The organism is Helicobacter pylori (assembly GCF_006440215.1).
Taxonomy (GTDB): Bacteria; Campylobacterota; Campylobacteria; order Campylobacterales; family Helicobacteraceae; genus Helicobacter; species Helicobacter pylori_CS.
The window spans coordinates 37215-51727 of the sequence record NZ_VEZH01000014.1 but is presented as its reverse complement, the minus strand read 5'-3'; the positions used below and the strand labels follow the sequence as shown (position 1 = coordinate 51727).

Here is a 14513-nt window from a genome sequence, read left to right as displayed (position 1 = left end):
TTTTTTGTGTTGGTGTGTGGGGTGGAGGGGGGTTGTGTGGTGTGGGGTTGTGGGGTTGTGTTGGGGGTCCAGCTAGCGTGGGTTTAGGAGCACCTGGGGTGTTTTTACTGGGATCTTGTGAATGGCCTCTTTTTAAAACCAATAAATTTTCAGGATTTAATTTAACGAGCTTGGGTTTTGAAGGAAAAAAATCTTCTCTGTGTTCAAATAAAAAATAAATCAACCAGTGTAACAATACAGACAGAATGAGAGAAAAGAAAAAATTCCTGTTAGAATGATCCACAGGGTCAAAATTTTTCCCTAACTTAGCAGGTTGTAGTTTAGAATTTTCCGTCATATAAATTTCCTAATTTTGAATTCTTTATATTATTTTCAGCTTCTTTAATCAGTTCTTCTTTAGATGTTTTTGGGCTTATTTTGTCTAAAAGCAGGGCGTATTTATCGCTTAGTAAGACCAAGTAACGCTCCTTATTGGTTTCTATGGAAATGATTTTATGGTTTGCATCAACACGACCCAAAACACTAACTTCTAACTTGAAATCTTTTGCAGAAAAAGACCCTTGTGTGGGAACAATTTTTTTTTTGATTATATACAATATTAAGAGTAAGGTAGCAATAACCGCTAGCGCCTTGTAAGCATGGCTTAAATCCAGTGGGGGTTTTAACTCTAGAGTGTTTAAAGGGCTTTGGGGTTGCTCGTTGGTGTCTTTTTGTGCAAGGTTAGTTTGCTGAGATTTTTCTTTCAGGCTAGGCGGTGGGGCTAAATGAAAACCTTTAGGCAAAAAAAGAAAGCGGAGCTGTTTTTTATCCTTGCTGCTTGAAGCTTGGATTTCTAATTCCACTTTAGCTTTTTTAGACAAGAGATAGATGTCATTTTGATAGGAAAACATTTCTAAGGCATTCAAAGAGGCTTCTTTAAAATCCATCATTTTTTTAGAATCCAATTGAGCGTTTTTTAAAACGATCACTTTTTGCCCTTCAACTTCCATGATTTTAGGCGTTTTGTTAAAAGGCGTTTCAAAAGTGAGCGTGGTTTGCACGGCTTTTATGGGTAGTGTTGCTGAATCGTTTGAATCAGGTTGGACTTCTTTTAATGCATTTTGCCAATGCATAAGTTTAATGGGAGCGTCATCGTTTAAAGGTATTTTTTCTTCAGCCAGTAACATAAAAGTAGCGCTCAATAACAAGAATAACAATCTCATGAATTTTTAGCGAGATAATACACAATGGCGTTAGAATCTAGGATTTCATTCAAACGAATGGCTAAATTCCTTTCAAAAACCATCACCTCACCCTTACCAATCACGCGCCCGTTCACAAAAGTGTCCACGCTCTCTCCGGCGGGTTTTTGCAAATCAATCACAGAGCCTTTTTCAAAACGCAAAATTTGTAATAAAGGGATTTGTGTAGAGCCAAGTTCTGCGCTAAAAACAATCTCCATGTCTAAAAGGTTTTTATAATCGCAAATGAGTTCTTCTAAATAAGTGGAAAGCTCTAGTTCTCTTTCTTTATTCGCTTTCTCTTTTTCTTTTTCGGCTATTTTTAACTTATTAGCTTCTGTTTCTGACATAAAACCTTACTCTTTCAAGAATGATTTGACTTTGATTATAAAATCTTAATTTTACTATAAATTTTATAACAAATAAAGCCACTACGCTTTAAAGCTAGCTTTAGAAACGCAAAATTCCTTTAAAAAACACGCACCGCATAAGGGGTTTTTAGCCTTGCAGGTGTAGCGGCCAAACAAGATTAAGGCATGGTGGAGTTTGGATAGGTTGTCTTTAAAAAGATCGCTGAGTTCTTCTTCGGTTTTAATGGGCGTGTTAGCGTTGCTTAAACCTAAGCGGTGTGTCGTGCGGAACACATGGGTATCTACCGCTATATAGTTTGCATCAAAACACACTGAAAGCACCACATTAGCGGTTTTTTGCCCCACGCCATCTAGGCTCATCAATTCTTTTTGCGTAGAGGGGATAACGCCCTTAAAATCCCTAACCACTTTTTGCGCCATACTGATTAAATGCTTGCTTTTATTGTTAAAATAAGAAACGGATTGGATGATCTCTTTAACTTCTTCTAAAGAAGCGAGTGCTAAATCATTCACGCTTGGGTATTTTTCAAATAACTTGGGCGTTATTGTATTCACTCTAGCGTCCGTGCATTGAGCGCTTAAAATGGTAGCCACCAGCAATTCATAGGGGTTTTTATGGCGCAATTCGGTGGTTTGGTTGGGGTAATGTTTTAAAAGCAGTTCTTTGATTTGTTGGGCTTTTTGGTAAGTTTTAGCGCGTTTTAAACCCATTTTCACACGCTTTCTTTGATGAGAAGGTATTGCGCTTCATGGGATCTTAAAGCCACTTGAATGCGGTTGATTTTAACCGAAAGTGTGGCTTTTTTCATGGAATAATGCAAAAGGGTGCATTGAACCCCTTCATGGATACCAAAAGACAGAAAGCGTTTTTTAAGGGATTCATCGCAGTTAGCGATTTCTACGATTTCATAAACTTTGTCTTTAATGGCTTCATTGAGCGTCATTTTAATTTCCTTTTTGATTCAATATTTTTTTTGACTTCATCCACGATGATGTCAATGGGCGTGAAAATGCGGCGCAAGATTTTAAAAGGAGCTTGGATAATATCTGTCGCTAAAGTCACTTTGGTTTTAGGGTTATCCAGCGTGCCTTTGACATTCACATTAGTGGTTACTTTTCCTTCTTTCCCTAAAATGAGGTAACCCACGATAGGGATTTTACTCAAAACATTACTCAAAGCCTTGATGGTGGAAACTTCTAAATTCAAATCTAATTTGTTTTTGTCTAATTCAATGATCCCATTGCCAGCAACATCAAGCGTTTTGCCGATAAGATCAATTTTTTCTAACCCTAAATATTCTTTAGTGATCCCAAAAACAACAGACCCCTTTTTGATTTGATAGCCATTAGCCCCTAAATGAGGGTTCCTAAAGACAATGAGAGAGGGAATGGTGTTGATGAGATTGATCATGTTTTGCATGAGAGCGAAATTTTTTAAGCTTGTGTTTTGGAATTTCAATTCGCCGTTGAAAACCTGATCTTCAAGAGCCCCAATAAGTGTGAATAAGCCCCCTTCTACGAAATCTTTTTGGAGAATAGTGTTGATATAATCCCCGCTAAAATTATGAGCCTTAAGATACAAAGCCCCATGCACTAAATCCGCCATGATCATGGCGTTTTTATAATTGCCATCAATTTTCACTCTGTCATCTTGAGCGACAATATCAAGATTTTCTAAAGGAAAAGGCATTTTTTTATAGATTAACACGACATCTTTAGCATGGATGCGTGTAGAGATAGGGATAATTTTGTGGGCTTTTTCATAGCGTTGTTTGGCGCTAATGAAAATATCTTCATCTTGGATTTCTTTAGAGCTAGGCTTTTCTTTTCGTTCTTTTGAGAATAATCCCGCAATCGCTGGCATTTTGCTATCTAAAAAATCGTCAATACTCAAATCAATATTATTAAGGGTAATATCCTTTTGATCCCCCTTAACTTTTATAGATATGCTTTTGCTTGGAGTATAGACAGAAATTTCATCTTTATTGATAGAGCCAAATAAAGAGAGGGAATTAAATTGATTGCCGTTGCTATGATAGATGGGTAAAGTGATTTTTAAATCCTTAGCAAAAAAATCAATATTGACAAAATCGCTCGTAGAAACTTCTAAAGAGCCATCTTCTAAGGCGAAATATTTCATAATAGGGGAATAGGGCTTGATTTTTTTCAAATCTTTGACTCTAAAAACATAGGCGTTATCTTTAAATTCGCCCTCTAATAAAAGTTGTGGCACGCTCCATTGCATGTGGTTGGGGTTAGAAAAATCAAAGTTCAAAGAAAGGTTTTTAAGAGTGTCTCCTGTAGCATAGAAAACATCTTTGGTGAATTTATCTTCACTTTGGGCTTTAATGGTGTCTATGATTTTTCTTCTAAACGCCTCTGAGTTTTCACCCTCTTGAATAACAGAATGCAAGCTTTTTAAATCTAAAGAAAATTTAGTAGGCTGTGGGTTATCTGGGTCGTTATTCAAGCCATAAGAACGCATGTTGATATTATTGTTAGTGTTGAATCGTATTTTATGGACTAAAGAATCTAAAGAAAGGGTTTTTTTATTCAAATCTAAAGCGATTTTAGCGTCTAAATCCAGCATGTTTTCATAGCGGGTGTGGGTAGTTTCTATGTAGATGTATTGGTATTCTTGGGTAATATCCAGGCTTACGCTAGCGTTTTGCGTATAAAGGGGGATATTATAGAGTGAGAGGGTGCCTTCTTGCAAATTAACATTGCCTTGAACGCTAAATAAAGGGGCGGTGTTTTTTAAGAATTGCAAGGTGAGTTTCAAATCCGCGCTAGATGGCATGCTGATTTTATCCAAAGGCAAAACGACTTTATAAGCGCTCAATAAATCCTTAATGCTATCGCCATAATAATTAGGGGTCGTTTTTAAAAAAATCTCCAACTTAGGGGCTTCTAACAAATTGGAAAAAGTGGCGTAAGAGCCGGTTAATTCCATGGTTTCATAAGTGATTTTTTGGGGCTGTATGAGGAGCTGTTTGTTTTTGAAGATCAATTCGGTTTTATCCATTTTAATGGGCGATAAGCCATCATTAAAAACGACTGAAGGCTTCATCAAAGTGGCTTTAACTACAGAATTTTCCAAAAGCGATGGGACAAACTCGCTAGGAGTGAAATTAGCTTTGATTAAAGCGTTATCAATCTTAAAGCTAGCAAATTGGATTTTATCAAAAATCCATGTTTTTAAATTTTTTTGCGATTGGTGTTGGAAAAGAGACTTTAAAAACGCTAGGCTTTTCATTACAGAAGTGTTAATTTTTAATTCTATGGTTTTTAAATCGGTTAGTCCTTGCAAATAAATTGCAGCGCTGGGTTCGATTAAGGGCTTGACAATCAAATTAAACGCCATTTTCCTAGCTTTGGGTGAATAGTGGGCGTTGCCATCCACTTGGACTTTAATATCTTTAAAAAGCAGATTGATGATTTTAAGCTTGATATTTTTATCATCTTCTAGGGAAAATTCCCCTTTGACTCCTGGGAATTCCAACTCGTATTTATTCCCGTCAAAAAAGATATTGGCTTTATTTTTATCGTCTAAAATGATTTCTTTGACTTTAAGTTTTTCAAAATAAGACACCGCCCAAATGCCATAGCGGATATTTTTAATCAGATCAGAAACTTCTAAACGCTTTTTAGTGGGTTTTTGATGGAAGAAAGAAGAGAGATCAATGCGTTCAACTTCTAAAGAAAGCTTGTTGTTAAGTTTTAAGTATAATTCAGAAATGCCAAGCTTCCCGATTTTTAAATTTTGTATGTGAATGCCGTTTGAAAGGGTTTTGTGAATGACAACTAAAAGAGTGAATACTGCCACAAACAAGATAATGACATTAAATACTTTCTTGGATACATGTTTTCTTTTATTCATCAGTATTCTTTTTTACTTAAGTATACCAATTTATCCTAACAAAGTGGTGGTTGTCCCACAAGGTTCGCTCAAAAAAGTGTTTTTTTCTTTAAAAGAGCAAGGCGTGGATATGAACGCTTTGGATTTGCTTTTTTTACGCCTGATGGGCATGCCTAAAAAAGGTTATATTGATATGGGCGATGGGGCTTTAAGGAAGGGGGATTTTTTAGTCCGTTTGATTAAAGCAAAAGCGGCGCAAAAAAGCGCGACTTTAATTCCTGGAGAAAGTCGCTATTTTTTCACGCAAATTTTGAGCGAGACTTATCAGTTAGGAGTTGGCGATCTCAATGAAGCTTATGAAAGCATCGCGCCACGATTGAATGGCGCTGTGATAGAAGATGGGGTGATATTACCAGACACTTATCATTTGCCTTTAGGGGAGGACGCTTTTAAAATCATGCAAACTTTAATCGGTCAATCTCTCAAAAAACACGAAGCCTTAAGCAAGCAATGGCTTGGATACTACCATAAAGAAGAGTGGTTTGAAAAAATCATTCTCGCTTCCATTGTGCAAAAAGAAGCCGCTAACACTGAAGAAATGCCCTTGATTGCGAGCGTGATTTTTAACCGCTTGAAAAAAGGCATGCCTTTGCAAATGGATGGGGCTTTGAATTATCAGGAATTTTCACACGCTAAAGTGACAAAAGAGCGCATTAAAACCGATAACACCCCCTACAATACCTATAAATTCAAGGGCTTGCCTAAAAATCCCGTAGGGAGCGTGAGCCTAGAAGCGATTAGAGCCGTGGTTTTCCCTAAAAAAACTGACTTCTTGTATTTTGTGAAAATGCCGGATAAAAAACATGCTTTCAGCGCGACTTATAAGGAGCATTTAAAAAATATTAATCTTTCTAATAATCATTTTTAAAATTAGGGTTAATGGGGCGTTTTTTCTTTTAAATTGGTTAAAAAGTGTTTAGTATTTTCTCATTTTAATTTTAAGTTCTTACTATTAAAGCATTTTAGATTTTGTTAAAAAAGGCTTGCTACAATTTTAGGCAAATTTTGATTGCTAGGGCTTAAAACAGCTTTTAGCACAAAGGAGAATGAATGGCTAAAATGAGCGCTCCAGATGGGGTTGCCGTTTGGGTGAATGAAGACAGGTGTAAGGGTTGTGATATTTGCGTATCGGTATGCCCTGCTGGGGTTCTTGGCATGGGGATTGAAAAAGAAAGGGTGCTTGGAAAAGTGGCCAAAGTAGTCTACCCAGAGAGCTGTATCGGTTGCGTGCAATGCGAGTTGCACTGCCCGGATTTTGCGATTTATGTGGCTGACAGGAAGGATTTCAAATTCGCTAAAGTTTCTAAAGAAGCCCAAGAAAGAAGCGAAAAGGTTAAGGCCAATAAATACATGCTCTTAGAAGAGACTATTTTAGAAGGGAGAGGCAAATAATGCGTGAGATTATTTCTGACGGGAATGAATTAGTCGCTAAAGCGGCGATTGAAGTGGGGTGTCGGTTTTTTGGGGGCTATCCTATCACGCCAAGTTCGGATATTATGCATGCGATGAGCGTGGCTTTACCCAAATGCGGCGGCCATTTTATCCAAATGGAAGATGAAATCAGCGGGATTAGCGTGTCTTTAGGGGCGAGCATGAGCGGGACGAAGTCTATGACAGCGAGCTCTGGTCCTGGTATTTCATTAAAAGTGGAGCAAATCGGTTATTCTTTCATGGCAGAAATCCCTTTAGTGATCGCTGATGTGATGCGTTCAGGCCCATCAACCGGAATGCCCACTCGTGTGGCTCAAGGCGATGTGAATTTTTTAAGACACCCCATACATGGGGATTTTAAAGCCGTTGCGCTCGCTCCTGCTAGTTTGGAAGAAGCTTACACCGAAACCGTTCGTGCGTTTAACCTGGCTGAAATGCTCATGACTCCTGTATTCTTGCTCATGGATGAAACCGTGGGGCATATGTATGGCAAGGTGCAAATCCCGGATTTAGAAGAAGTGCAAAAGATAACCATTAATCGTAAGGAATTTGTGGGCGATAAAAAAGACTACAAACCTTATGGGGTCGCACAAGATGAGCCGGCTGTCTTAAACCCTTTCTTTAAAGGCTATCGCTACCATGTTTCAGGCTTGCACCATGGACCTATTGGCTTTCCTACTGAAGACGCTAAAATCGGGGGGGATTTGATTGACAGATTATTCCATAAGATTGAATCCAAGCAAGACATTATCAATGAAAATGAGGAAATGGATTTAGAGGGCGCTGAAATCGTTGTTATCGCTTATGGTTCGGTTTCTCTAGCGGTTAAAGAGGCCTTGAAAGATTACAACAAAGAAAGCAAGCAAAAAGTCGGCTTTTTCAGGCCTAAAACCTTATGGCCAAGCCCGGCTAAACGCTTGAAAGAAATAGGGGACAAATACGAAAAAATCCTTGTGATTGAATTGAATAAGGGGCAGTATTTAGAAGAAATTGAAAGGGCTATGCAAAGAAAGGTGCATTTCTTTGGGCAAGCCAATGGGCGCACGATTTCGCCCAAACAAATCATCGCAAAATTGAAGGAGCTTTAAAATGGCGTTTAATTATGATGAATATTTGCGTGTGGATAAAATACCCACTTTGTGGTGTTGGGGCTGTGGCGATGGCGTGATTTTGAAATCCATTATCCGCACGATTGACGCTTTAGGCTGGAAAATGGATGATGTGTGTTTGGTGAGTGGGATTGGTTGCAGCGGACGCATGAGTTCGTATGTGAATTGCAACACCGTTCATACCACGCATGGTAGGGCTGTGGCGTATGCGACAGGGATTAAAATGGCTAACCCTAGTAAGCATGTGATCGTGGTTTCTGGCGATGGCGATGGCTTTGCGATTGGAGGCAATCACACCATGCATGCATGCAGAAGAAACATTGATTTGAATTTTATTTTAGTGAATAATTTCATTTATGGTTTGACCAACTCCCAAACTTCGCCCACCACGCCTAATGGCATGTGGACGGTTACGGCTCAATGGGGGAATATTGATAACCAATTTGACCCATGCGCTTTAACCACCGCTGCAGGGGCGAGCTTTGTGGCTAGAGAGAGCGTTTTAGACCCTCAAAAATTAGAAAAAGTGCTTAAAGAAGGCTTCTTGCACAAGGGCTTTAGCTTCTTTGATGTCCATAGTAATTGCCATATCAATTTAGGGCGTAAGAATAAAATGGGCGAAGCGTCTCAAATGCTAAAATGGATGGAAAGCCGATTGGTGAGCAAACGCCAATTTGAAGCCATGAGCCCTGAAGAAAGGGTGGATAAATTCCCTACCGGCGTTTTGAAGCATGACACGGACAGGAAAGAATATTGCGAAGCGTATCAAGAAATCATTGAAAAAGCACAAGGAAAACAATAATGGAAGCGCAATTACGATTTACGGGCGTTGGAGGGCAAGGCGTGCTGTTAGCGGGAGAGATTTTAGCTGAAGCGAAAATTGTGAGTGGGGGCTATGGCACTAAGACTTCCACTTACACTTCGCAAGTGCGTGGAGGACCCACTAAAGTGGATATTTTGCTAGACAAAGATGAAATCATTTTCCCTTATGCTAAAGAGGGCGAGATTGATTTCATGCTTTCAGTCGCTCAAATCAGCTACAACCAGTTTAAAAGCGATATTAAACAAGGCGGTATCGTTGTCATTGATCCCAATCTGGTAACCCCCACTAAAGAAGACGAAGAAAAGTATCAAATTTATAAAATCCCCATTATCAGTATCGCTAAAGATGAAGTGGGTAACATTATCACGCAATCTGTGGTAGCGTTGGCCATTACCGTGGAGCTTACTAAATGCGTAGAAGAAAATATCGTGCTAGACACCATGCTTAAAAAAGTCCCTGCAAAAGTTGCTGACACCAACAAAAAAGCCTTTGAAATTGGCAAAAAACATGCTTTAGAAGCTTTGAAAGTTAGGGCTTAATGGCTCTAAACTCTTGTTTTGAATTGATTTTCTTAATAAATTTTTGAGAACTTGATTGTAATGGGTTCAAGATAACTCAAGCTCTAAAAAGGGGCTTTGCTTTTTTACCCATTTCAGATTAAGACGCTCGTAAACACCAAAGGCAAAAACACCAATGATTTTTGAAAAGCAAGACTACCAGCAAGAGTGTATTAATAACATTATCACGCTTTTAGATGGCTTTGATTTTAAGCGCCACGATGCCTTAAATCTAAAAGATTGTTTAAATCAATTTCATGCTGCATGCGAAATTCCTGTCAAAAATTTAAGCGGCAAGCTCAATGTTGATGTCTTGATGGAAACAGGCACGGGCAAAACTTTCACTTATTTGAATTTGATTTTTGTGCTCCACAAGGCTTACAAGCAAAATAAATTCATCATCTTTGTCCCACGAAAAGCCATTTTGGAGTCGGTTAAGCAAAATATCCGCCTTACGAAAGATTATTTTTATTTAGAATTCAAACGCCACCTGAAAACCTACACTTATGAAGGGGTTAGATCGCCAAGCAATATTATCAATCATTACATTAAAAACCAAGATGAACTGAGCGTCTTGCTCCTCACTAACAGCGCGATTGACAAGGAGGGAAACATACTCAATAAAAACAGCGAAAACCTTTTTAACACCAAAAGCATTTTTGAAAATATCGCTGATTTAAAGCCTATTTCCATCATAGACGAGCCGCATTTGCTTAAGGGTGAAGCGTTTGGTAAGTATTTTAGTAAAATAGGCGCGCTTTATTTTCGCTTTGGGGCGACTTTTGCCAAAGAAAAAGAGCATGCTTTAAGCAATGTAGCCTTTTGTTTGGATTCAATCAGCGCGTTTAGAAATTACCTTGTCAAACAAATCCGCATCCATTCTGTCATGCAAGATGTGCAAAGCCCGTTTTTGCTCAATGCGGATTCAAAAAGCGCAAAAATTGCCTTTTACAAAGCGGGCATTCTTAAACAAATCACGCTTTCAAAGGGAGAGGATTTAGGCAAAATTAACGCTTCTTTTAACGGCGTTAGCTTGGTCAAAACCACCAAAGACAAGGTTTATTTGAGCGATGGCGCTACGCTTGAAAAGGCTTCTTATAAACTCGCGCAAGATGAAATCAGCACTCTTTTAGAAAAAGCCATTGACTTGCATTTTGAAAAAGAGGCGTTTTTATTTGATCAAAACATTAAAGCGTTAAGCCTGTTTTTTATCCCAAAAATTGAGGATTTTAGGCAAATTGATAACAAAGGCACGCCCTTTATTAAAACCGAATTTGAAAGGCTTTACAAACTCAAACGCGCTTCAATTCTAGCAAAGGAAAATTTATCGCCAAGCTATAGAGAATATTTGAAAAGAGATTTTGATGATAGCGGTAATTTACGCGTCCATCAAGGCTATTTTAGCGGCGATAGCATAGTACTCAATAAAGGCAAAAAAGAAAGCAGCAAAGAAAATATTGAAGCCAACGACATTAAAATGATTTTAAGCGAAAAAGAAAAACTGCTTTCATTCCAAACGCCTTTGCGTTTTATTTTTAGCGTGTGGGCTTTGCAAGAGGGTTGGGATAATCCAAACATTTTTACCCTTATTAAACTGGCAAATTCCACCAGCGAAACAAGCCGCCATCAGCAAGTGGGGCGCGGGTTAAGAATCGCGCTTAATCAAGAGGGCAAGCGCATTACGCATGGATTTTTAAAAGGCAATGACAACGCCTTTTATAAAATAAATTACCTTGACATGCTAGTGAGTGGCGAAGAAGTGGGCTTTATAGAGGATTTGCAAAAAGAGATTGAAGCGAGTAACTTTATTGGTGGTGGCAGTGCACTAGACAGAGAGATTTTAGCCAGGTTAGGGCTTAATGAAAGAAAGATCAATAAATTTTGCGATGCATTAGAAACATTAAACGCCGTAGAATTTGACGAAACAAACAACGCTTACAAAATCATTGCCCCTATTTGCGAGATAATGCAAAACAACGAAGAAAGGATAAAAAGCTTTTTAAGCGATGAAGAATATCACGCCGTTTTAAGTGCCTTTAAAATGGCTGAAGATCCAACCAACAAGCGCGATCAAATTATAAACGCTAACCAGCCTCCAGAAAAAATCAAAATCCGCCAAAATTTAGCTAAGGAATTTAAAGAGTTATGGCAAACCATCAACGCGCAAAGCCAATTAAGCTATCAAAATATCCAAAAAAACAAGCTGATAGAATCTATCGCCAAAGCGTTTAATGAAAGCCATGTGATGTGTGAGGCAATCATCTTTGAAAGCAAAAGGTATGATGCAAAAACAAATCAAATCATCACAGAGCAATCAAACACCCTAAAAATCAAAAACTACGCTAACGCTTTACAAAAAGAAATAAACGCGCTTCTGCTTGACTTTGCCAAAGATGAGCGCTTACCCTTAAAATTCACGCTTGAACTCTACAACGCTTTAAACAAAGAGCATTTCACAAACTCACCCAAAAAAGCCTTTAAATTGCTTAAAGGCATCATTAAAGATAAGTTGCATGAAAACTTGCTTTCTTGCGTGAGTTATGGATTTTGCCAAAACGCCTTTTCTAATACGGCTTTTGATAAAACCGATCCGCTTTATTGTGAAGATGGCTCGCCCAAAAATGAGATTGAAAAACACAAATTAGGCAAATACAAAAGCGTGCAAACTCCAAGCCCAAACTATCTTTATGAGACGATCATTTATGATTCTAAAATTGAAGAAGAAGTGAGTGAAGAGGGGGTGCAAACACTGGAAGGTAAAAGCATAGAAGTTTTTGCCAAGCTCCCTAAATTTAAAATCCCAACGCCTTATAAAAACTATGAGCCCGATTTTGCTTATTTGCTTAAAGATGAAAAGGGTGCAAAAATCTTTTTTGTTTGCGAAACCAAAGGTTATGACAAAGAAAGCGATATCCCACCAGATGAAAAGCGTAAAATGGACTACGCTAAGATCTTTTTTGAAACGCTATCTCAAAATTTAAAGAACGCGAAAAAAGAAATACGAGTCGTTTTTGCCACACGCATTAACAAACAAGATTTATTGAGCGCGCTTAAAAGTGCATTAAAGGAAACGCCATGACAGACAAAAATCAAGCCAAAAAAATGGGTATCAACATTATCCAAAGCCAGCAAGAAAATAACCCCCTTTTTGACATGCTTTTAAAGAATTTCCCGCAAACGATAAAAGACGGACAAGTGAGCTTAAGCGCTATCAAAATGCTTTTAGGCTTTAATGAAAGCATGAATGATAAAGCCGGCTATGAGCTCACTTGGACGGGAAAAGGGCTTGCCAACGCCCTTTATTCTGAACCTTGCCAAAAACAACTCAAATTACAAGAAATTTTTACGCCCCAAACTTCAGCAAGCAAACACCCCAACAACGCTATTATCATAGGCGACAATCTTGATGCGCTCAAACTTTTAAAATCCGCTTACAGTGAAAAAATCAAAATGATTTACATTGATCCGCCTTACAATACGACAAACGAAAATTTTATTTATCCGGATAATTTCAGGCAAGATTATCAAAAGATTTTAAGGGAAGTGGGCTTAATGGAAATAGATGAAAACGGAAAGGAGATAGAAAGCGAGAGCTTGAAATTTTTTAAAAACACTCAAGGGAGCGGAACGCATAGCGGTTGGCTTTCTTTCATGCTGCCTCGCCTAAAATTAGCGTGCGATTTGCTTAAAGAAGACGGCGTGATTTTTATTAGCATTGACGATAACGAGTGCGCGAATTTAAAAATCTTGTGCGATGAAATTTTTGGGGAGAATAATTTTGTAGCTGAAATTGTTAGGAATACTAATAGTTCTAAAAATCAAAGTTTGTTCATTTCTGTTTCGCATGAGTATTGTTTAATTTATGCAAAAAATATTTCATTTTTAAGTAAAAAACATGAAAATAATAAATGGCAAGTTTCAAAAAATAATGTTAAAGAATATTATTCAAGGGTTAAGACTTTACAAAATAAAGATTTAAGTAGTGATGAAATTACAGAAGAATTAAAAGAACTAACAAAATATCCAAGATTTATGGATTTTACAAATTATTGGTATTTTGATGAAAAAGGGCTTTATCGTAAGGATAATTTGGGAGGTGTAAAGAATGGTAATAAGTTTAAGATTATAAACCCCTTGACTAATCAAGAAGACCCTATTCCGCCCGGTGGATTTAGATATTCCAAAGAAAAATTACAAGAGTTAATTAAAGACAATCGCATTCATTTCCATACAGATGGGAGTTTGCCTACTCTTAAAAGATATCTAGATGAAAATCATACACAGCGTCCTAAATCTATAATGAGTGATGATCAACGCCCTGACTATGCCCTATTACAAGAATTGTTTAATGGGATTATGGTTTTTGATAATCCTAAGCAAATGGCATTTATGCAGAGAATTATTGAGATTGCTACCGAAAAAGGCGACATCATCTTAGATTTTTTTGCCGGGAGCGGGACAACCGCTCATGCGGTGATGGAATTAAACGCAGAAGATAAAGGCAATAGGGAATTTATTTTAGTTCAAATTGATGAAGAGATAAAAGAAGATAAAAGCGCTTATGATTTTTGTAAGAATGTTTTAAAAAGCGCAAAGCCTATCATTAGCGATATTACCATAGAAAGGGTTAAAAGAGCCGCTCAAAAAATCATCGAATCTTCAAAAGATAGCGGTTTGGATTTGGGTTTTAAGGTTTATACTTTACAAGACAAAGCGCAACTTACAAACGACAAAGAAGAAATAACGCTTTTCAACCATTCCCATTTAACGCCCTTTGACAAAGCCCTAAATTTAGCCTTACAATGCGGCAAAACGCTCAATTGTGCGCTAGAAACTATCATCAAAGACAAACTCTACAAGTGTGAAGACGCTTACTTTTGTATCGTGTGCGATAAAGAAGTGCAAGAGTGTTTAGCCAAAAGCAAAAACGAAAGGATATTTTTAGACGGCTATGAAGAGATTGATTTAGAAGCCTTTCTCAATCTCAACGCCAGCTTTAAAGAGCGTTTAAGCGTGGTGTATTGACTGAAAAGAAAAGGGGTTAAAAACCGCTTGAGTGGTCTTGCCTCTCATTTTTTATTTA

At 37.9% G+C, this 14513-nt stretch carries 12 protein-coding genes and 1 pseudogene; 7 read left to right on the top strand and 6 right to left on the bottom strand.

Going from position 1 to position 14513, the window contains the following annotated elements:
* The 6 genes and pseudogenes from FIM44_RS06950 to FIM44_RS06925 all read right to left on the bottom strand — a co-directional run.
* Positions 1 to 337: pseudogene (locus tag FIM44_RS06950) on the bottom strand (siderophore-mediated iron transporter); the annotation flags it as partial.
* Positions 321 to 1202, bottom strand: a complete 882-nt coding sequence (locus FIM44_RS06945) for a hypothetical protein (RefSeq protein WP_140579533.1) — start codon at positions 1200 to 1202, stop codon at positions 321 to 323. The gene FIM44_RS06945 and the pseudogene FIM44_RS06950, both read right to left, overlap by 17 nt.
* A complete protein-coding gene (gene fliN / locus FIM44_RS06940; protein ID WP_000004825.1) occupies positions 1199 to 1570 on the bottom strand; it encodes a flagellar motor switch protein FliN in 372 nt (123 codons plus the stop codon). Before fliN ends, FIM44_RS06945 begins: the two co-directional genes overlap by 4 nt.
* Positions 1571 to 1651: 81 nt before the next feature.
* A complete protein-coding gene (gene nth / locus FIM44_RS06935) occupies positions 1652 to 2302 on the bottom strand; it encodes an endonuclease III (RefSeq protein ID WP_194148153.1) in 651 nt (216 codons plus the stop codon).
* Positions 2303 to 2304: 2 nt separating this feature from the next.
* On the bottom strand, positions 2305 to 2535 hold the full coding sequence (locus tag FIM44_RS06930) for a FeoA family protein (protein ID WP_000174143.1): 231 nt from the start codon (positions 2533 to 2535) through the stop codon (positions 2305 to 2307).
* A complete protein-coding gene (locus FIM44_RS06925; RefSeq protein ID WP_140579531.1) occupies positions 2532 to 5471 on the bottom strand; it encodes a DUF3971 domain-containing protein in 2940 nt (979 codons plus the stop codon). Before FIM44_RS06925 ends, FIM44_RS06930 begins: the two co-directional genes overlap by 4 nt.
* On the opposite strand from FIM44_RS06925, the gene mltG reads away from it, so the two are divergent.
* The 7 genes from mltG to FIM44_RS06890 all read left to right on the top strand — a co-directional run bounded on the left by mltG (position 5389) and on the right by FIM44_RS06890 (position 14455).
* Positions 5389 to 6378: an endolytic transglycosylase MltG gene (gene mltG, locus FIM44_RS06920; RefSeq protein WP_140579530.1), complete on the top strand. Its 990-nt coding sequence runs from the start codon at positions 5389 to 5391 to the stop codon at positions 6376 to 6378. The genes FIM44_RS06925 and mltG overlap by 83 nt on opposite strands.
* A gap of 182 nt (positions 6379 to 6560) precedes the next feature.
* Positions 6561 to 6902 (top strand): 4Fe-4S dicluster domain-containing protein, encoded by a 342-nt coding sequence (locus tag FIM44_RS06915; protein WP_140579529.1) that lies wholly within the window; start codon positions 6561 to 6563, stop codon positions 6900 to 6902.
* Positions 6902 to 8029 carry a 2-oxoglutarate synthase subunit alpha gene (locus FIM44_RS06910; protein WP_140579528.1) on the top strand — a complete coding sequence of 376 codons (1128 nt, stop codon included), beginning with the start codon at positions 6902 to 6904 and terminating at the stop codon, positions 8027 to 8029. The genes FIM44_RS06915 and FIM44_RS06910 overlap by 1 nt, the downstream gene beginning before the upstream one ends.
* 1 nt (position 8030) lies before the next feature.
* Positions 8031 to 8852, top strand: a complete 822-nt coding sequence (locus FIM44_RS06905; protein ID WP_000885320.1) for a 2-oxoglutarate ferredoxin oxidoreductase subunit beta — start codon at positions 8031 to 8033, stop codon at positions 8850 to 8852.
* Positions 8852 to 9412 carry a 2-oxoglutarate:acceptor oxidoreductase subunit OorC gene (locus FIM44_RS06900; RefSeq protein WP_000388030.1) on the top strand — a complete coding sequence of 187 codons (561 nt, stop codon included), beginning with the start codon at positions 8852 to 8854 and terminating at the stop codon, positions 9410 to 9412. Before FIM44_RS06905 ends, FIM44_RS06900 begins: the two co-directional genes overlap by 1 nt.
* 154 nt (positions 9413 to 9566) lie before the next feature.
* Positions 9567 to 12509, top strand: coding sequence for a restriction endonuclease (locus tag FIM44_RS06895; protein ID WP_140579527.1), 2943 nt, complete (start codon positions 9567 to 9569; stop codon positions 12507 to 12509).
* Positions 12506 to 14455 carry a site-specific DNA-methyltransferase gene (locus FIM44_RS06890; protein WP_140579526.1) on the top strand — a complete coding sequence of 650 codons (1950 nt, stop codon included), beginning with the start codon at positions 12506 to 12508 and terminating at the stop codon, positions 14453 to 14455. The genes FIM44_RS06895 and FIM44_RS06890 overlap by 4 nt, the downstream gene beginning before the upstream one ends.
* The last annotated feature ends 58 nt before the right edge of the window (positions 14456 to 14513 follow it).

Bases quoted from the DNA above. Each gene is read 5' to 3' on its own strand.
- FIM44_RS06930 (WP_000174143.1), bottom strand. From the start codon at position 2,535: ATGACGCTCAATGAAGCCATTAAAGACAAAGTTTATGAAATCGTAGAA.
- FIM44_RS06910 (WP_140579528.1), top strand. From the start codon at position 6,902: ATGCGTGAGATTATTTCTGACGGGAATGAATTAGTCGCTAAAGCGGCG.
- FIM44_RS06890 (WP_140579526.1), top strand. From the start codon at position 12,506: ATGACAGACAAAAATCAAGCCAAAAAAATGGGTATCAACATTATCCAA.
- FIM44_RS06900 (WP_000388030.1), top strand. From the start codon at position 8,852: ATGGAAGCGCAATTACGATTTACGGGCGTTGGAGGGCAAGGCGTGCTG.
- FIM44_RS06905 (WP_000885320.1), top strand. From the start codon at position 8,031: ATGGCGTTTAATTATGATGAATATTTGCGTGTGGATAAAATACCCACT.
- FIM44_RS06925 (WP_140579531.1), bottom strand. From the start codon at position 5,471: ATGAATAAAAGAAAACATGTATCCAAGAAAGTATTTAATGTCATTATC.
- FIM44_RS06915 (WP_140579529.1), top strand. From the start codon at position 6,561: ATGGCTAAAATGAGCGCTCCAGATGGGGTTGCCGTTTGGGTGAATGAA.
- fliN (WP_000004825.1), bottom strand. From the start codon at position 1,570: ATGTCAGAAACAGAAGCTAATAAGTTAAAAATAGCCGAAAAAGAAAAA.
- FIM44_RS06895 (WP_140579527.1), top strand. From the start codon at position 9,567: ATGATTTTTGAAAAGCAAGACTACCAGCAAGAGTGTATTAATAACATT.
- mltG (WP_140579530.1), top strand. From the start codon at position 5,389: ATGACAACTAAAAGAGTGAATACTGCCACAAACAAGATAATGACATTA.
- FIM44_RS06945 (WP_140579533.1), bottom strand. From the start codon at position 1,202: ATGAGATTGTTATTCTTGTTATTGAGCGCTACTTTTATGTTACTGGCT.
- nth (WP_194148153.1), bottom strand. From the start codon at position 2,302: ATGGGTTTAAAACGCGCTAAAACTTACCAAAAAGCCCAACAAATCAAA.